Source organism: Arthrobacter sp. fls2-241-R2A-200, assembly GCF_030209745.1.
Taxonomy (GTDB): Bacteria; Actinomycetota; Actinomycetes; order Actinomycetales; family Micrococcaceae; genus Arthrobacter.
This window is the reverse complement of sequence record NZ_JARVRJ010000014.1, coordinates 42,539-59,619: the sequence shown is the minus strand read 5'-3', so window position 1 is coordinate 59,619 and position 17,081 is coordinate 42,539. Positions and strand designations below refer to the sequence as shown.

16 protein-coding genes are annotated in these 17,081 nt (G+C 62.0%); 8 read left to right on the top strand and 8 right to left on the bottom strand.

The features are described from left to right. Positions 1 to 9: 9 nt before the first annotated feature. Both QRN42_RS15060 and QRN42_RS15055 read right to left on the bottom strand, forming a co-directional pair. Positions 10 to 807 carry a sulfite exporter TauE/SafE family protein gene (locus QRN42_RS15060; protein ID WP_284979959.1) on the bottom strand — a complete coding sequence of 266 codons (798 nt, stop codon included), beginning with the start codon at positions 805 to 807 and terminating at the stop codon, positions 10 to 12. Further along, positions 804 to 2,615 carry a proline--tRNA ligase gene (locus QRN42_RS15055; protein WP_284979958.1) on the bottom strand — a complete coding sequence of 604 codons (1,812 nt, stop codon included), beginning with the start codon at positions 2,613 to 2,615 and terminating at the stop codon, positions 804 to 806. The genes QRN42_RS15060 and QRN42_RS15055 overlap by 4 nt, the downstream gene beginning before the upstream one ends. A gap of 497 nt (positions 2,616 to 3,112) precedes the next feature. Here QRN42_RS15055 and QRN42_RS15050 point away from each other — a divergent pair, with 497 nt between their 5' ends. Genes QRN42_RS15050 through QRN42_RS15040 form a run of 3 tightly spaced genes read left to right on the top strand, consistent with a single transcriptional unit; the run spans position 3,113 to position 5,291 of the window. After that, positions 3,113 to 3,931, top strand: coding sequence for an ABC transporter ATP-binding protein (locus tag QRN42_RS15050; RefSeq protein ID WP_284979957.1), 819 nt, complete (start codon positions 3,113 to 3,115; stop codon positions 3,929 to 3,931). A gap of 8 nt (positions 3,932 to 3,939) precedes the next feature. Next, positions 3,940 to 4,683 carry an ABC transporter permease gene (locus QRN42_RS15045; protein ID WP_284979956.1) on the top strand — a complete coding sequence of 248 codons (744 nt, stop codon included), beginning with the start codon at positions 3,940 to 3,942 and terminating at the stop codon, positions 4,681 to 4,683. Beyond that, entirely contained in the window at positions 4,680 to 5,291 is a 612-nt protein-coding gene (locus QRN42_RS15040; RefSeq protein ID WP_284979955.1) for a TetR/AcrR family transcriptional regulator, read from the top strand. Before QRN42_RS15045 ends, QRN42_RS15040 begins: the two co-directional genes overlap by 4 nt. A 46-nt stretch (positions 5,292 to 5,337) precedes the next feature. Here the strand turns inward: QRN42_RS15040 and QRN42_RS15035 are convergent, their stop codons facing one another. The 6 genes from QRN42_RS15035 to QRN42_RS15010 all read right to left on the bottom strand — a co-directional run bounded on the left by QRN42_RS15035 (position 5,338) and on the right by QRN42_RS15010 (position 11,391). Continuing rightward, on the bottom strand, positions 5,338 to 6,213 hold the full coding sequence (locus QRN42_RS15035) for a GNAT family N-acetyltransferase (RefSeq protein WP_284980062.1): 876 nt from the start codon (positions 6,211 to 6,213) through the stop codon (positions 5,338 to 5,340). Then, the gene (gene ispG / locus QRN42_RS15030) at positions 6,176 to 7,342 is read right to left on the bottom strand and encodes a flavodoxin-dependent (E)-4-hydroxy-3-methylbut-2-enyl-diphosphate synthase (RefSeq protein WP_284976573.1); all 1,167 of its coding nucleotides are present in this window, start codon (positions 7,340 to 7,342) and stop codon (positions 6,176 to 6,178) included. The genes QRN42_RS15035 and ispG overlap by 38 nt, the downstream gene beginning before the upstream one ends. Before the next feature lie 59 nt (positions 7,343 to 7,401). Further along, entirely contained in the window at positions 7,402 to 7,695 is a 294-nt protein-coding gene (locus QRN42_RS15025) for a YciI family protein (RefSeq protein WP_284979954.1), read from the bottom strand. Between the two features lie 22 nt (positions 7,696 to 7,717). Then, the gene (locus tag QRN42_RS15020) at positions 7,718 to 9,049 is read right to left on the bottom strand and encodes a M50 family metallopeptidase (protein ID WP_284979953.1); all 1,332 of its coding nucleotides are present in this window, start codon (positions 9,047 to 9,049) and stop codon (positions 7,718 to 7,720) included. A gap of 32 nt (positions 9,050 to 9,081) precedes the next feature. Next, positions 9,082 to 10,266, bottom strand: coding sequence for a 1-deoxy-D-xylulose-5-phosphate reductoisomerase (gene dxr / locus QRN42_RS15015; protein WP_284979952.1), 1,185 nt, complete (start codon positions 10,264 to 10,266; stop codon positions 9,082 to 9,084). Positions 10,267 to 10,344: 78 nt separating this feature from the next. Next, a complete protein-coding gene (locus QRN42_RS15010) occupies positions 10,345 to 11,391 on the bottom strand; it encodes a LacI family DNA-binding transcriptional regulator (protein WP_284979951.1) in 1,047 nt (348 codons plus the stop codon). A gap of 223 nt (positions 11,392 to 11,614) precedes the next feature. Between QRN42_RS15010 and QRN42_RS15005 the strand changes: the two genes are divergently transcribed. From QRN42_RS15005 to QRN42_RS14985, 5 genes are read left to right on the top strand one after another with little or no spacing between them, the layout of a single operon-like run. Beyond that, entirely contained in the window at positions 11,615 to 12,940 is a 1,326-nt protein-coding gene (locus tag QRN42_RS15005) for an extracellular solute-binding protein (protein ID WP_284979950.1), read from the top strand. Next, a complete protein-coding gene (locus QRN42_RS15000; protein ID WP_284979949.1) occupies positions 12,937 to 13,878 on the top strand; it encodes a carbohydrate ABC transporter permease in 942 nt (313 codons plus the stop codon). The genes QRN42_RS15005 and QRN42_RS15000 overlap by 4 nt, the downstream gene beginning before the upstream one ends. Before the next feature lies 1 nt (position 13,879). Next, entirely contained in the window at positions 13,880 to 14,773 is an 894-nt protein-coding gene (locus QRN42_RS14995; RefSeq protein WP_502869512.1) for a carbohydrate ABC transporter permease, read from the top strand. A 26-nt stretch (positions 14,774 to 14,799) separates the two neighbouring features. Beyond that, entirely contained in the window at positions 14,800 to 16,059 is a 1,260-nt protein-coding gene (locus QRN42_RS14990) for a Gfo/Idh/MocA family protein (RefSeq protein WP_284979948.1), read from the top strand. An 11-nt stretch (positions 16,060 to 16,070) separates the two neighbouring features. Next, entirely contained in the window at positions 16,071 to 17,075 is a 1,005-nt protein-coding gene (locus QRN42_RS14985) for a sugar phosphate isomerase/epimerase family protein (RefSeq protein ID WP_284979947.1), read from the top strand. The last annotated feature ends 6 nt before the right edge of the window (positions 17,076 to 17,081 follow it).

Here is a 17,081-nt window from a genome sequence, read left to right as displayed (position 1 = left end):
CCCAACACGTCACCTGGCGACGTTGTCGTTCCAGACGTCAAGGCCAAGTTTGATGATCAGCGCAGCGACCACGATCAAAAACACGATCCGCACAAACTTGCTCCCCTGGGACACCGCCGCCCTGGCGCCCAAATAGCCCCCGGCCATGTTGGCAAGCCCTAGGACCAGCCCCACACCCCACATCAAAGCGCCGTGGGGCAGGAAGAAAATCAGGGCACCGGCGTTAGTGGCCATGTTGACGATTTTGGCCTTGGCGCTGGCCTCCAGGAACGCGTACCCCATGGCCGAAACCAAGGCAATAACCAGGAAGGAACCGGTGCCCGGCCCGATCATTCCGTCATAGAAACCGATCACCGCCCCAATGAGACACGCCACGACATAATGCCTGTGGCCCTCGTGGCGCAACGCTGTGAGCTCGCCGGCGCTGGGCCGAAGGGCAGTGAAAATGGCGACGGCGATCAGGGCCACCACAATGATGGGCTTAAACACGCTCGCGGGCAGCGAAGCGGCCAGGATGGCTCCACAGAAGCTGCCGGCCAACGCGATAACGGCCATCGGAACTGCAGTCTTCAGGTCCGGGCCCACCCGGCGATAGTACGTGGCGGCACTGGTGGTGGTGCCAAAAATCGACCCCATTTTGTTCGTCGCCAGAGCCTGGACGGGCGTGATGCCAGGAACCAACAGCAGGGCGGGGAGCTGGATCAGCCCCCCGCCTCCTACCACGGCGTCAACCCATCCGGCTGCGAATCCTGCCACCACGATGAGGATGAGGGTGGTCAGCTCGATTGATTCGAAGCCGGAAATCAACGGCTTCGAACGGCGTTGACCACGTAGTCCACGGCCTTGTCTACGGCAACGTTCTCGGCTTCGCCGGTGCGGCGGTCCTTGACCTCCACCACACCGTCCACGAGCCCACGCCCAACAGCCAGGATGGTCGGCACACCGACCAGCTCGGCATCACCGAACTTTACCCCGGGTGATACCTTCGGGCGGTCATCGTAAATGACGTCGAGTCCTGCTGCCTCCAGCTCGGCGGAAATCTTCTCAGCCGCCGCAAAGATTTCCTCACCGCGGCCCACTGCCACAACGTGGACGTCCGCAGGGGCGACCGTCCGGGGCCATACGAGGCCGCGATCGTCATGGTTTGCTTCAGCCAAGGCGGCTACCGCGCGCGTTACACCGACGCCGTAGGAGCCCATGGTGACCACCACTTGCTTGCCGTTCTGGTCCAGTACCTTCAAGTCCAGGGCCTCCGCGTACTTGCGGCCCAGCTGGAAGATGTGGCCCATTTCGATGCCGCGGGCGGTTTCCAACGGACCGGAGCCGTCAGGCGCGGGATCCCCTGCCCGGACTTCGGTGCATTCGATGACGCCATCCCACGTGAAGTCACGGCCAGCCACCAACCCAAAGACGTGCTTGCCCCCAGCATTGGCGCCGGTGACCCAGCTGGTACCGGAGACAACCCGGGGGTCCACCAGGTAAAGCACCTTGGACGAGCCTTCAAGGCCCAGAACAGGTTCGGCCAAGGACAGGCCGGGGCCGATGTAGCCCTTGACGAGCCAAGGCAGCTTCTTGAGGTCTTCTTCGTTGGCAGCTTCCAGCCCGATTTCACCGGCAATCGGCAAGAAGGAACCGATGTTGGCCTCTACCCGCTTGAGATCCACCGCACGGTCGCCCGGCACGCCGATAACAACGATCTGGCGCTCACCGGTGGGCAGCGTCACGGCAAGAACCACATTCTTGAGCGTGTCAGCAGCGGCCCAAGCGCCGCCGTCGGACTCGCTGCGCGGAGCCAGGCGGTTCGCCGCATCCACCAGGGTATCGATGGTCGGGGTGTTCGGAGTGTCCATCACCTGGGCGGCGGGCGCGTTGGTGAAGTCGATCTCCGGCGGAACAACAGTGGTGACCGCCTCGACGTTGGCATAGTAGCCACCGGCTGAACGGACGAAGGTATCCTCACCGATCTCGGTCGGGAACAGGAATTCCTCGCTCTTGGATCCACCCATGGCGCCCGCCGTGGCAGCCACGGGAATAACTTCCAGGCCGAGGCGCTCGAAGATCTTCACATAAGCGGCACGGTGGGCAGCGTAGCTGGCGTCCAGGCCGGCGTCGTCGATGTCGAACGAGTAGGAGTCCTTCATGATGAACTCGCGTCCGCGCAGGAGGCCTGCCCGGGGACGGGCTTCGTCGCGGTACTTGTTCTGGATCTGGTAAAGGCTCAGCGGCAGGTCCTTGTAGGACGAGTACAGGTCTTTCACCAGGAGCGTGAACATTTCCTCATGCGTGGGGGCAAGGAGGTAGTCCGCACCCTTGCGGTCCTGCAGACGGAAAAGACCTTCGCCGTACTCGGTCCACCGATTGGTGGCCTCGTAAGGTTCGCGCGGCAGCAACGCCGGGAAGTGGACTTCCTGGGCCCCGATGGCGGCCATTTCCTGGCGGATGATCTCCTCGACCTTCCGCAGGACGCTCAGGCCCAAGGGAAGCCACGTGTAGATGCCGGGCGCGGCGCGGCGAATATAGCCGGCCCGGACCAGGAGCTTGTGGCTTGCGACCTCGGCGTCGACGGGATCTTCGCGCAAGGTGCGCAGGAACAGCTGGGAAAGACGAAGGACCACGTGTTCGTATCCGTTTCTATGGCAAATGTGGCGAAATCAACTGCCTACCAATCTACCGGTTCCGCACGTGGCGCAGACGCCGGCAACAACAGAAGAGCCACGCCGTCGCGTCTGGAAGCCCCTGGCCGCTTCCGGCTGGTCATCCTGCGATGGCGTGGCTCAGCGGCCGATCGGCCGCAGGCTCTGTCGTGTGACTAGTCTTCCGTTCCCTCCAGCGGAACGGAATCACCTGCGACTGGGATGCGTTGGTTACTGCCGAGCTCCAGGATGGTGTGGCTGCCCGCGGCACCCTTCAAGGTCATTGTCATGAATCCCCCATCAACCATCCGCGCCCCAACGACACGGCTTGGGACGAACTTATGTGATTGCGGCCACATTTTCAAGAAGACGATTTCTCGCTGGCTCAACGTCGTCGCATTCCCCTTGACCGTTGCCGCTGGCAGGCATATCTTTTTAATTCATCAGGTGATGAATTACGTGCATTCACGGAGGCCGGCATGTCCCACATCGCACACCACAACGTCCGACCAGCCGAAGCGGCCCCAGGAGCCGGCGTTGGACAGAAGGAAGCCATCGCCGTAGCTGGCCTCCATATCTCGCGCGGACGCACCAAGATCCTCCGCGGGCTGGATTTCACCGTCGACGCCGGGCAGATCACCGGACTTCTCGGCCCGTCGGGAAGCGGCAAGACCACTCTTATGCGCGCCATCGTAGGGGTCCAAAGGATCACCGCCGGATCCATCGATGTGCTCGGCCTTCCGGCAGGGAGCGCCCCGCTCAGGAACGACGTCGGCTACGTCACCCAAGGCGCCAGCGTCTACGGCGACCTCAGCGTCGAAGCCAACGTCAAGTACTTCGGAGCGATGCACGGGGCAACGTCCGCCGATGCTGCCGAGGCGATTGCCGCCGTCGGGCTGGAGTCATTCGCGAAACAGAAAGCGGCGGACCTTTCCGGAGGCCAATTCAGCCGCGTTTCCTTGGCCTGCGCATTGGTTTCCCATCCCAAGCTGCTGGTGCTCGACGAACCCACGGTGGGACTGGACCCGGTTCTTCGCGCCGAACTCTGGGAACGCTTCACCGCCATGGCGGCTGACGGGACCACGCTTTTGGTGTCAAGCCACGTCATGGAGGAAGCATCGCACTGTTCATCATTGCTGCTCCTTCGGGACGGGTTGCTCCTGGCTCACCTGACACCGGCCGAGCTCGCTGAGCGTGGCAGAAGCGATGACCTGGAGAAGGCATTCCTGACCATGATCAAAACCTCCGACCGAACCAACCTCGATGATGGGCACAACGAAAGTCCGGTGGCACGATGAACCCCCGAATGACCCTGGCAACCACCACCCGCGTCTTGGGACAACTCCGGCACGATCACCGCAGCGTGGCACTCATCCTCGTGGTGCCGGCCTTGCTGCTGACTGCCGTCTACTTCCTGTACGAAAACGAGACCCTTCCGCCCGGCGTGCCACGGACATTCGACCGGGTCGGCCTGATGATGCTGGCAATCTTCCCGTTCGTCGTGATGTTCCTGGTCACCTCGATCACCATGCTGCGTGAACGGACGTCCGGCACCCTGGAACGCCTTCTGACGACGCCCATCCACAAGGCAGATCTGCTCTTCGGCTACGCGCTCGCGTTTTCCATCATGGCGGCACTGCAGTCCGTGGTGGCCACCGCCGTGGCCTACTGGGTTTTCAACTTGGATATCCAAGGCAGCCCAGGGCTGGTTGTACTGATCGCGGTGATCAACGCGGTCCTTGGCGTCGCGCTCGGCCTGTTTTGCTCGGCGTTCGCACGCACGGAGTTCCAAGCCGTCCAATTCATGCCAGTGGTGGTGGTGCCCCAGATCCTCCTCTGCGGCCTTTTCGTGGCCCGGGACCACATGAACGACGTCCTGGACGCGATCTCCGGGGTTCTTCCCTTGACGTTCTCGGTAGATGCGCTGAAGGAGATCGCAACCAATTCCGAGGCGACTTCCTCCATGTGGCAAGACACGCTGGTCATGGCCGGAATCGTGCTCGTGGTGCTCGTCCTCGCATCCCTGACCCTGCGTCGGCAAACCAAGTGAGCTTCCAGGGGGTCCGACGAGGCCGTCGCAGCGCCGGCGATCACTCCCGTGACGACATCCTTGCTGCCGCGCGCAAGTTGTTCGCCGAGCAGGGCTTTGACGGCACCAGCCTCCGACAAGTAGCGCGGGAAGCCGCCGTCGATCCGGCCATGGTGCACCACTTCTTCAAGGGGAAGGACGAGTTGTTCGCCTCCAGCGTCGAGTTGCCGGCGGACCCGGCGGTGTTCCTTGCCGACGTCGAAACCTCCAGCCCAAGCAGGCGCGCGGAGGCGATCGTCCGGGCGGTGCTGCTCCTCTGGGAGGGCCCGGCGCACCATGGCCTCATCGCGTTTGTCCGCGGAACGCTGGGCTCCACGGCGAAGACGGCCCTCATGCGGGAGATGGTGAACAGGACCATCCTGACGCGCTTGATGGTGGGGCTTCCAGGCCCTGCCCAAGAGGTGAGGATGCGCGGCAACCTCGTGGCCACGCAGGTGGTGGGCCTGATGCTAGTCCGCTATGTGGTGCGCTTGGAGCCGATCGCCTCCGCAACGCAAGAGGAAGTGATCCGCATGGTGGCCCCAAACATCCAGCGGTACCTCACCGGCGACCTCGACTCCCCCATGTAGCCCGCTTCTCCCATGTAGCCCGCTTCCCCCATGTAGCCCGATGGGCCTAGAAGAGCACCGTCGCGAAGGTACCAACTTGTTCGAAACCAACACGCTCGTAAGCGGCCCGTGCTTTGGCGTTGTAATCGTTCACGTACAGGCTCGTCACCGGGGCGAACGTGCGGGAGAGATTCACGACGGCGGCCATGTACCCGGCGCTCCGGCCGTGGCCACGTAATCCAGGATTCATCCATACACCCTGAACTTGGGTGACGTCCGGAGTCACAGCACCGAGCTCGGCTTTGAAGACCACGGTGCCGTCCTGGATATGTACCAACGAGTGCCCTTGCCTGATGAGGCCTGCCACCCGTCGACTGTAAAACTCCTGGCCACCGAGAAACGGCGAGTAGCCGACTTCCTCCTCGAACATCGCCGCACAGGCCGGCAGGAGGCGGTCAAAATCCTCCATGGTAGCAACGGTCAGCGCCGGGTTCGCGCCGATGGCCGGGCTTCCCGATATGGCAAGGAGTGGCTGGCATGACCGGACCTCGTGCGCCGGGTGGCCCAACTGTTCGAAAACGGAGTACAGGGCCAGCACGGACTCAGCGGACCCGAAGATCGAGGCATAGCGGCGGCCCGTCTGATGGGCCGCGCCCGCCACGTGCCGCGCCAACGCCGGGTCCAGCTGGATCGGAACCAAGTTGGCCCCCGCCCAGCAGGCGCCCAGAAGGTTTCCGTCGTCGAACACTCCAAAAATACTTGCGCCGGCGCTGGTTGGAGCCGCCGTCCCGGTACTGTCAAGTTGCGCCAGGATAAAGACGTTCGCCACCGGATCTTCCTGCGCCAGAGCGCGAAGAGCCGGGGTGTCGGCGCTGCCGAGCACCCTGACTCCCAGGCCGGTCCCGTTACGAGACGCTAACCACGGGGCCACCTTTGACAGCATCTTCGCCACCGGCCTCCCCAATCTCTTCAGCGATGCGCATGGCTTCTTCGATCAGTGTCTCAACAATCTGGCTCTCGGGCACAGTCTTGATGACTTCGCCCTTGACGAAAATCTGGCCTTTGCCATTTCCGGAGGCGACACCGAGATCAGCTTCACGTGCTTCGCCAGGACCGTTGACAACGCAGCCCATGACAGCGACCCGGAGCGGGACCTCCATGCCTTCCAAACCGGCGGTCACCTGCTCGGCCAACGTGTACACGTCAACCTGCGCGCGGCCACAGGACGGGCAAGAGACGATTTCAAGCTTGCGTGGGCGCAGGTTCAAGGACTGCAGGATCTGGTTGCCAACCTTGATTTCCTCCACCGGCGGAGCTGAGAGCGAAACACGGATGGTGTCGCCGATTCCGCGGGAGAGCAACGCACCGAAGGCGGTGGCGGATTTGATGGTGCCTTGGAACGCCGGCCCCGCTTCCGTGACACCCAAGTGCAGGGGCCAATCGCCCTTTTCGGCGAGCATCTCGTAAGCGGCCACCATGATCACGGGGTCGTTGTGCTTGACGGAAATCTTGAAATCGTGGAAGCCGTGCTCTTCGAAGAGCGAGGCTTCCCAGACGGCTGATTCAACCAGGGCTTCCGGAGTGGCCTTGCCGTATTTCTTCATGATGCCCGGCTCCAGGGAACCGGCATTGACGCCGATCCGGATGGAGGTGCCGTGATCCTTGGCTGCGGCCGCGATCTCTTTGACTTGGTCATCGAATTTACGGATGTTTCCCGGATTCACGCGGACGGCCGCGCATCCGGCTTCGATGGCGGCAAAGACGTACTTCGGCTGGAAGTGGATGTCCGCAATGACCGGGATCTGGGATTTGCGCGCGATGATCGGCAACGCTTCGGCATCGTCGGCAGAGGGACACGCAACGCGGACAATGTCGCAACCGGAAGCCGTCAGTTCGGCGATCTGCTGCAGTGTTGCGTTGATGTCCGTGGTGGGAGTCGTGGTCATGGACTGCACACTGATGGGTGAGTCTGATCCAACGCCAACGGACCCTACCTTGATTTGGCGAGTCTTGCGGCGCGGTGCCAGGACGGGGGGTGGGGCGGCTGGCATTCCCAGGCTGACCGAGGTCACGTGGACTCCTTGGGTTGGGGTGAATCGTTGTGTGGTGAATCGTTGGGGTGAAGAGCCTTTTAGGAAGCGTGCTCAGCCAGAAGGCCGATGACGGGAGACCACTCGGTGGTACGGATGCCGGCAATGACCCCGGCCTCAGCGAACGGATCCTTCATGAGGAGATCGGTAAGGGCGGCTTCGCCTGCAGCCTTGAACACCAGGAGCGCTCCGGCACCGTCACCGTACGGGCCACTGGCCAACAGCTGTCCAGCCTCAGCCAAGTCACCGAGCCAAGCACGGTGGGCTGGCCGGGTCTCATCACGGACGGCATCGGATTCTGCGACGTATACGTACTCAACGGCAAAAACAGTCATGGGACTAGCCTATCCCGCCGCTTTAGCCGAAGATGTTCACGGGCTTGACGATATCGGCATAGATCAGCAACGCGCTCATGGCCATCAGTAATGCGGCCACGACGTAGGTTGCCGGCAACAACTTCGCGATGTCGAACGCGCCAGGGTCCGGTTTGCCTCGCCATTTGGCCACACGACGCCGGGCTCCTTCGTACAGCGCTCCGGCCACATGTCCGCCGTCGAGAGGCAGCAACGGCACCAGGTTGAAGATTGCCAAGGCGAAATTGAGGCCGGCCAGCAACCCCACAAGGGTACCGATGCGGGCCTGCAAGGGCACCTGTTCCATGGCCGCTACCTCGCCGGCAACCCGCCCGACACCCACCACGCTGATAGGGCCGTTTGGATCCCGCGGCTCGGCGCTGAACGCCGCTTTCGCGACTCCCACCACCCGGGCCGGCAGATTGAAGATGACGCCGGATATTTGGGCGATGTTCTGCCCCGCCATGGGCAAGACGGAGGACGCCGGTTGCGGCACCAAGGCGCTTTGGGCGCCGATCCCGAGGAAGCCGACCTCCTGGTACTTCAGGGCACCACTGGGATCCTGTTCTTGCCGGCCATCGGCACCAACCACTGGCCTGGAAGACAAAACGGGCGTCACGGACGTCGTGACTTCGGAGCCGTTGCGTTCCACCGTGATGGCGACGGCCTTCCCGGCCGATGCCCGGATCCAGCCGGTGAGCTCGTCCCAACTGGTGACCGGCCTACCGTCGAAGGATTTGATGGTGTCATTCGGTTGGAGTCCAGCGGCCGCAGCGGGCGTAAGTTTGCAGTCGCTGGAATTGGGATCCACCGTTTTCCCGGCAGCCACCTGGCACTTGGAGACGTCTGCGATCGTGGTGGTGGCAGTGGCAACACCAAAACCCATCAAGAGCACGGCCAGCAAGACCAACCCGATGAGCATGTTCATGGCGGGCCCGCCCAACATGATGATGATCTTCTTCCACACGGGAAGTTTGTAGAAAACGCGGGCCTCGTCCGCGGGACCAACTTCCTCGTGTGCCATGGACCGCGCTTCGGTAGCGAGCGTTTGAAACATTCCGGTACTCGAAGGCCTGACACCGCCGTCGTCCTTGTTCGGTGGATACATGCCGATCATGGCGACGTAACCGCCCAAAGGCAGGGCCTTGAAGCCGTACTCCGTCTCGCCCCGCTTCGTGGACCAGATGGTGGGGCCGAACCCGATCATGTACTTAGTGACGCGCACCTTGAAGAGTTTCGCGGGCACCAGGTGGCCCACCTCGTGAAGGGCAATGGAAATCGCGACGCCGAGGGCGACGAAGACGACTCCGAGGATGAAAAGAAGGACGGGATTCATACCGATGGGACTGCTTCCATAAAAAGATGCTGCTAACGGGCGCTGGTGGCTAAACGATCATGGGTCCGGGTGCGTGCCCACTTCTCAGCATCCAGCACGGACTCCACTGTTAGCTCCGAGGAACCTGAATGTTCGCTGAGTACGGACTCCACAGTGTCCACGATGTCCGTGAAGCGGATGTGCCCTCCGTGGAAAGCAGTCACGGCTTCCTCGTTGGCAGCATTGAACACGGCCGGATAGGTGCTGCCTTGCTTCGCGGCATCCTTGGCGAGGTCCACTGCGGGAAACGCAACGCTATCCAACGGCTCGAACGTCCAACTGGTGGCTTGGCTCCAATCGCAGGGCGTCGCGGCGCCGGGCACCCGGTCTGGCCAGCCAAGCCCCAAGGCAATCGGCAACCGCATGTCCGGAGGCGAAGCTTGCGCGATAATGGAGCCGTCCACGAACTGGACCATCGAGTGGACCACTGACTGCGGATGGACTACGACGTCGATCCTGTCCAGGGGAACGTCGAACAGCAAATGCGCCTCGATCACTTCCAAGCCCTTGTTGACCAGGCTTGCCGAGTTGGTGGTGACCATGAGGCCCATGTCCCAGGTGGGGTGGGCGAGCGCCTCCTGCGGTGTGACATCGCGAAGCTGTTCCCGCGAACGCCCCCGGAACGGCCCGCCGGAAGCAGTGAGGATCAGTTTGTCCACTTCCCGGGGGGTGCCTGAACGCAGGCACTGGGCGATCGCCGAATGCTCGGAATCAACGGGGACTATTTGCCCGTCATGTGCCGCAGCTTTAACCAGGGAACCGCCCACTATCAGCGATTCCTTGTTGGCCAAGGCCAACGTGGCACGCGTGCCGAGGGCAGCGAGCGTGGGCGCCAGTCCAATGGAACCGGTGATGCCGTTGAGGACGACGTCGCACTCAATGGCCGCGATCTGCGTGGAGGCGTTGGGGCCGACGAAGATCTCCGGGCGGAAGTTGCGCAAACCTGCTTGGCCAGCGGCGGCGTTGATCAGTTGCTCCAAGCTCCCAGCGTCCCCTTCGGCGATGCCGACGGCCTGAGCCCGTGTGTGGACGGCCTGTTGCGCGATGAGTTCGAGGTTGCCGCCGCCAGCGCTCAGGGCAACCACCTCGAAAAGGTGCGGGCTGGCGTCGACGACGTCGATCGCCTGCGTGCCGATGGAACCGGTGGACCCGAGGATGACGATCTTGCGCGGCTGCATAGTCCAAGTATCCCAGCCTCGGCTCAGGGCTGCGAACGCGCCGTTCAAGCCCGACGGCGGCGGCCCTAGGGGCTCTGCCTAGGCTGGCTGTTCCCCAGCAGGAGGCGCCGTGGAACCGCGAACGACCACTTGCGTGGCAAGTTCCACGCGGTGGGAGTCCAATACTTCCCCCCGAGCTTGGCGCAGCACCGACCGCAGCGCCGCACGACCCATTTCCTCCAACGGTTGGGCGACAGAACTCAGCGGAGGGACTGACTCCTCCCCTTGCCTGGTGCCGTCGAATCCAATGAGGCTAATGTCGCGGGGAATGCTCACGCCTTGCCGCACGGCTTCGCTGAGGACACCCAGGGCGATGCTGTCACTTCCCGCAAAAATTGCCGTTGGGCGCTGTTCCAGCTCCAGCAACTGCTGAAATCCCGCCACACCGCTCTCCCGCCGGAATTTCCCGCCGGAAACAATGTACCGGGGCTCCACGGGAAGGCCCCGCGCCATCAGTGCGGCCATGTATCCGTGCAGTCGGGCCTGATTGCACTCGGCCGCCTCTATGCCACCGATATAGGCGATGCGCCGGTGACCCAAATCCAGCAAATGCTCAGTTGCCGCCTTGCCGCCGGCCCAGTTGGTCGTCCCCACGCTCACCACATCTGCCGAGGGTGGATTGAGCGGGTCTATGACGACCACCGGAATGTGACGACGCCGGAACGCGTGCAGTTGCGCTTCACTGAAGGCGGACGTCACAACGATCATGCCGGCCCTGCCTGCATCGGCGATCCGCTGGGCGCGACGTTCCGGGCTTGGGCGGCCGGAGGGGTCCGTCACGCTCACAAGAATCTCGACGTCGGCGCTCGCCGCAAAGGCGAGGATGCCGGCGAGCACCTCGATCGTGTATCCGGAGTCGAGGACGTCGACGACGACCTCGACCACCGGGGTAAGGTCCGCGACGGATCGGCGCTGTACCGGCGATTGATACCCCACCTGTTCGAGCGCAGCCAGCACACGCGCCCTGGTTTTGGGGGCAACATCGTCACGTCCGTTGACGACCTTGGAAACGGTGGGGGCCGAGACGCCGGCTTCGCGGGCGATGGTCGCCAACGTGGCTTTCGTCCCACTAGCTGCAGTGACCATGAGCGTTCGCAATCTTTCGAGAATTTATCGTGGCTTCATTCTGACGAATTCCCAGGACCGGGTCAACAAGACTCGCCGGGCCCGGCGAGTCTTCGAAAAAACCCTTGACGGTGCGCACCAACCCGATTAGTTTAGGTCGTGATCTAATTCGCTTGTTTCGAAATATTTCGAGAATTTGCCAATAGATGCCAGTTCCCTGAAGCGACTTTAAATTGGAGAAGCAATGAAGCAATCCCAAACATCCCGGCGCTCCTTTCTCGCCCTTGCTGCCCTCGTTCCCCTGGCCGCCGTGACCACCACAGCCTGTGGGACTTCCGGCCCCGGCTCCTCCAGTGGCGGCGGGGCGAGCATGTGGTATTTGACCGGCGAGCCTAACCAGACAATCGAGCAGAAGGCCGTTGACGCTTTCAACTCGGCCAACCCGAACAACAAGATTTCCACCACGTTCTTCCAGAACGATGCTTACAAGACCAAGATCAAGACCGCCATCGGTGCCGGGCAAGCTCCCACCATCATCTATGGCTGGGGCGGCGGCACTCTGAAGGCATACGCCGAGGCCAACCAGGTGGATGACCTAACAAGCTGGTTCGACCAGAACCCGGACGTGAAAAACAAGTTCTTCCCCTCCGTCTTTGGTGCAGCCACGGTCAACGGCAAGATCTACGCCATACCCAACCAATACATTGCCCCCATTGTCCTCTTCTACAACAAGGAGCTCTTCGCCAAGGCCGGCGTTCAGCCTCCCAAAACGTGGGACGACATCATGTCGCTGGTCAAGACCTTCAATGGCATGGGAGTGGCACCATTCGCGTTGGGAGGCCAGTCGCGATGGACATCAATGATGTGGCTGGAGTACCTGTTGGACCGCATCGGCGGCGCGGGCGTGTTCAAGGCCATTTTCGAAGGCAAACCCAACGCATGGATGGACCCGGCAGTGATCGAGACCGGCACCAAAATTCAGGAACTCGTTTCGGCCGATGGATTCATCAAGGGCTTCTCCTCCATCACCGCAGACTCCAACGCCGATCAAGCACTTCTGTTCACTGGCAAGGCAGCAATGATGCTGCACGGTTCCTGGACCTATGGCTCCATGAAAAAGGACGGGCAGAACTTCGTCCAGAACGGAAAGCTGGGCTTCGTCAACTTCCCGACCGTCGCCGGCGGCAAGGGCGACCCCAAGAATGGCGTGGGAAACCCGGCCCAATACATGTCCATCTCGTCCAAGGCCAGCGATGCGGAGAAGGAGTCAGCCAAGAAGTTCTTCAAGGATGGGATCCTGACCGACACGGTCCTCACGGCCTACGTCAACACCGGTTCCGTTCCCATCGTCAACGGCATCGAGGACAAACTCAGCACTTCGGCGGACAAGGATTTCCTCAACTTCGTCTACGACATGGCCAAGAACGCTCCCAACTTCCAACAGTCTTGGGACCAGGCGCTGAGTCCGACTGCCGCTGAGGCGTTGCTGAACAACATCGATCAACTCTTCCTGAAATCAATCACGCCGCAGCAATTCGCCCAAAACATGAATGCCACCCTGGGCAAATGAGTAACGCTGTCTCCACTGCAGAAAAGTCCTCCATGGCGGCCGCAGGCGGGCCCGTCGGCACTCGCGGGTACAAAGGTGGCGGCCTTGCCTGGCTGACGTTGCCCGCCCTGGTCGTCTTCGTGGTGTTCGCCATCGTTCCACTCGTTGGTGTGATCATCCTCAGTTTCACCAGCTGGGACGGTATCGGCGCTATTGGATCGGCCGGCCTGAGCAATTGGCTGTCCGTTTTTTCGGATCCGGGCCTCTATAACTCCTTGGGGCTGACCTTCCTCATCATGATCGCTTCATGGCTGGTCCAGACCCCCATTAGCCTGCTGCTCGGAGTCTTCACCGCCGGAAGCCAGCGCTACCGGGCGGCGTTGGCAGTCCTGTACTTCCTTCCGTTGCTCCTCTCTTCTGCTGCCGTAGCCATTGCCTACAAGGCGTTGCTCGACCCAAATTTCGGTCTGGCCACGGGCTTGGGGCTGCCGCTCCTCGCCCAGGACTGGCTGGGCGTGCCGCAACTCGCCGTAGGCCTGGTCATCTTCGTCATTGCCTGGCAATTCGTGCCCTTCCACACGCTCATCTACCAAGGTGGCGTCCGCCAGATCCCGAAGTCCCTGTATGAGGCCGCGCAAATTGACGGGGCAGGAACAGTCAAGCAATTCTTCAGCATCACGCTGCCGCAGCTGAAGTACACCATCATCACTTCCTCAACCCTGATGGTGGTCGGATCCCTGACGTATTTCGACCTGATCTTCGTCCTCACCGGCGGAGGCCCCGGGAACTCCACCCGGATCCTCGCCTTGGACATGTACCTCCGCGGGTTCCGGGCCAACCTGATGGGGCCGGCGAGCGTCATTGCCGTTGTCCTCGTCGTCATAGGCCTAGTCCTGGCCCTGTTCCTGCAGCGCCTTGGCGGCAAGGACAAGCAGAGCAGCCAATTGGAAGGTTTGTAGGATGAGCACCACCCTCACCAGCGCCAAAGAAACCACGCCCACCCCGCCGGCCACAGCCCGGCAGGGCCTCGGATTCCGGATGCGGCGGCTGAACATTGTCGGAGGCCTCGGCGGCTGGATGTGGCTCGCCATCATCATCATTCCGGTTTACTACATCGTCATCACCAGCTTGAAGACGCAATCAGGCTACTTCGGCCAGAACCCGCTGGCGCCGCCGTCGTCTCCCACCCTGGAAAATTATCAACTGGTGCTGGATTCGGACTTCGCCAGGTACTTCCTCAACAGTGTCATCGTCACGGCAGGTTCCGTGATCCCCACGGTACTGGTCTCCTTCATGGCAGCTTTCGCGATCGTCCGAGGCAAGGGCCGATTCCTCAAGCTGGTGAACGGCGTGTTCCTCATGGGCCTGGCAATCCCCCTCCAGGCCACCATCATCCCGATCTACCTGATGATCATCCGGTTCAACTTGTACGACAGCCTTCTGGCGCTCATGCTCCCCTCGATCGCTTTCGCCATTCCGTTGACGGTTCTGATCCTGTCCAACTTCATTCGCGACGTACCAAACGAGCTCTTTGAATCAATGCGTCTGGACGGCTGTAGTGAGTGGCAGACCCTGTGGCGGCTGGCGTTGCCGCTGACCAGGCCCGCAATTGTCACCGTGGCTATATACAACGGGCTTCAGGTGTGGAACGGGTTCCTCCTCCCGCTCGTGCTGACCCAAAGCCCTGGGCTTCGCGTCCTGCCCCTGGGGTTGTGGACATTCCAAGGCGAGTTCAGCGTCAACATCCCGGCAGTGCTCGCCTCCGTTGTCCTCAGCACCTTGCCCATCCTGGTGCTTTATGTGCTCGGCCGCCGTCAGCTACTGAGTGGCCTGACGGCCGGATTCAGCAAGTAGTGGCGGCAATAAGAAAGGAGCATGTGATGACTGAATCCAAACCCCTCCGTGTCGGCATGGTGGGCTACTCATTCATGGGCGCCGCGCACTCCCATGCTTGGCGCACCGCTCCCCGCTTCTTCGACCTTCCGCTGACACCGCACCTTGCCGCCGTAGCCGGCCGGAACGAAGAAGCCGTCTGGGCGGCGGCCACCAAGTACGGCTGGGACTCTGTGGAAACGGATTGGCGACGCTTGATTGAGCGGGACGACATCGATCTCATCGATATCTGCACGCCCGGTAACACGCACGCTGAGATCGCGATCGCCGCCCTTGAAGCGGGAAAGCACGTCCTGTGCGAAAAGCCCTTGGCTAACTCCGTTGCCGAAGCTGAGAAAATGACCGCCGTGGCCGAAGCCGCGGCTGCACGCGGCGTGTTGTCCATGTGCGGGTTCAGTTATCGCCGGACGCCGGCGCTTGCCCTTGCCAAGCGGATGGTCGACGACGGCCGCCTGGGTCAGATCCGGCACGTCCGGGCCCAATACCTGCAGGATTGGTTAAGCGACGCCGACGCACCATTGACCTGGCGCATGGACAAGTCGAAGTCAGGTTCGGGTTCACTGGGCGATATCGGTGCCCACAGCATCGACGCCGCCCAATGGATCACCGGGCTGAACATCTCCGGAGTCTCCGCACTGATGGAAACGTTCGTCAATGAGCGCCCGGTGGGCGGTGACTTCGTGGGACTTGGTGGACGTGGGGGCACGGACGGCCCCAAAGGCCCGGTGACGGTGGACGACGCCGCGTTGTTCACGGCCCGCTTTGAGGCACCGGACGACGCCGGGGCTGCCGGAGGCTTGGGCGGCGCAGGCTCTGGCAGCGCGGGCTCGCCCGTGTCGTCCGGCACAACGCCGTCGGGGCCGATCGGCATCTTCGAAGCGACCCGCTTCGCCTTGGGCCGCAAGAACGCCATGCGCCTGGAACTCAATGGCACCAAGGGATCCATCGCTTTCGATTTCGAGGACATGAACTCCTTGCAGTTCTACGAATCCTCGTTGGAACCGGACGCCGGCTTCCGGAAGATCATGGTCACTGAGCCGTCCCACCCTTACACGGGTAACTGGTGGCCTACTGGCCATGGCCTGGGTTATGAGCACGGATTCACGCACCAGGTGGTGGATCTCGTCACTGCCATCGGCGCGGGCGAGCAGCCCTCGCCGTCGTTCGCTGATGCTTTGCAGGTGCAAAAAGTGCTCGCAGCCGTTGAGGCGAGCGCGGAAAACTCAAGTCGCTGGCAGACCGTCTGAAAGGAGACATCATGAACAGACCCATCACGCTCTTCACGGGTCAATGGGCCGATCTTCCCTTCGAGGAAGTGGCACGGCTCGCAGGCGAGTGGGGCTTCGACGGCTTGGAGATCGCTTGTTGGGGCGATCACCTGGATCCGCAGCTCGTTGTTGATGACGACACCTACCTTCAGGGCAAGCTCGACATCCTGGAGAAGTACGAATTGAAGGTCCATGCCATCGCGAACCATCTCACCGGGCAGGCCGTCTGCGACGATCCCATTGATGAGCGGCATCAGGACATTCTCCCGCCCTCCGTGTGGGGTGACGGTAGCCCTGAAGGGGTGCGGCAGCGTGCGGCCGAGGCGATGAAGACAACTGCCCGGGCTGCGGCACGGCTCGGAGTGGAGACCGTCACCGGATTTTCCGGCTCGTCCATTTGGAAGTGCGTCGCCATGTTCCCGCCTGCCTCCGACGCCATGATCGAGCGGGGTTACCAAGACTTCGCCGAGCGCTGGAACCCCATCCTGGATGTCTTTGACGAGGTTGGTGTTCGTTTTGCCTTGGAAGTCCACCCGTCGGAAATCGCCTACGACTACTGGACAACCAAGCAAACCTTGGAAGCCATCGGCCACAGGGAATCATTCGGAGTGAATTTCGACCCCTCCCATTTCATCTGGCAGGACCTGGATCCCGTGATGTTCCTCCAGGACTTCGCGGACAAGATCTTCCACGTCCACGTCAAGGAGTCCGTCCGCCAACTCAACGGACGCAACGGCCGCCTCGGGTCCCACCTACCGTGGGCAGATCCCCGGCGTGGCTGGGACTTCGTCACGGCCGGGCATGGCGATGTGAACTGGGAACCGATTTTCCGCACGCTGAACGCGATCGGATATGCAGGTCCCACCAGCATCGAATGGGAGGACGCAGGAATGGACCGCTTGGTCGGCGCTCCCCAGGCGTTGGACATGGTCCGCAAATTGGCAGCTATCCAACCTCCCGCCGCGGCTTTTGACGCCGCTTTCGCTAGTCGTTGAACTGAC

Bases quoted from the DNA above. Each gene is read 5' to 3' on its own strand.
- QRN42_RS15025 (WP_284979954.1), bottom strand. From the start codon at position 7,695: ATGACTGTTTTTGCCGTTGAGTACGTATACGTCGCAGAATCCGATGCC.
- QRN42_RS15035 (WP_284980062.1), bottom strand. From the start codon at position 6,213: ATGCTGTCAAAGGTGGCCCCGTGGTTAGCGTCTCGTAACGGGACCGGC.
- QRN42_RS15005 (WP_284979950.1), top strand. From the start codon at position 11,615: ATGAAGCAATCCCAAACATCCCGGCGCTCCTTTCTCGCCCTTGCTGCC.
- QRN42_RS14985 (WP_284979947.1), top strand. From the start codon at position 16,071: ATGAACAGACCCATCACGCTCTTCACGGGTCAATGGGCCGATCTTCCC.
- QRN42_RS14995 (WP_502869512.1), top strand. From the start codon at position 13,880: ATGAGCACCACCCTCACCAGCGCCAAAGAAACCACGCCCACCCCGCCG.
- QRN42_RS14990 (WP_284979948.1), top strand. From the start codon at position 14,800: ATGACTGAATCCAAACCCCTCCGTGTCGGCATGGTGGGCTACTCATTC.
- QRN42_RS15050 (WP_284979957.1), top strand. From the start codon at position 3,113: ATGTCCCACATCGCACACCACAACGTCCGACCAGCCGAAGCGGCCCCA.
- QRN42_RS15010 (WP_284979951.1), bottom strand. From the start codon at position 11,391: ATGGTCACTGCAGCTAGTGGGACGAAAGCCACGTTGGCGACCATCGCC.
- QRN42_RS15045 (WP_284979956.1), top strand. From the start codon at position 3,940: ATGACCCTGGCAACCACCACCCGCGTCTTGGGACAACTCCGGCACGAT.
- dxr (WP_284979952.1), bottom strand. From the start codon at position 10,266: ATGCAGCCGCGCAAGATCGTCATCCTCGGGTCCACCGGTTCCATCGGC.
- QRN42_RS15000 (WP_284979949.1), top strand. From the start codon at position 12,937: ATGAGTAACGCTGTCTCCACTGCAGAAAAGTCCTCCATGGCGGCCGCA.
- QRN42_RS15020 (WP_284979953.1), bottom strand. From the start codon at position 9,049: ATGAATCCCGTCCTTCTTTTCATCCTCGGAGTCGTCTTCGTCGCCCTC.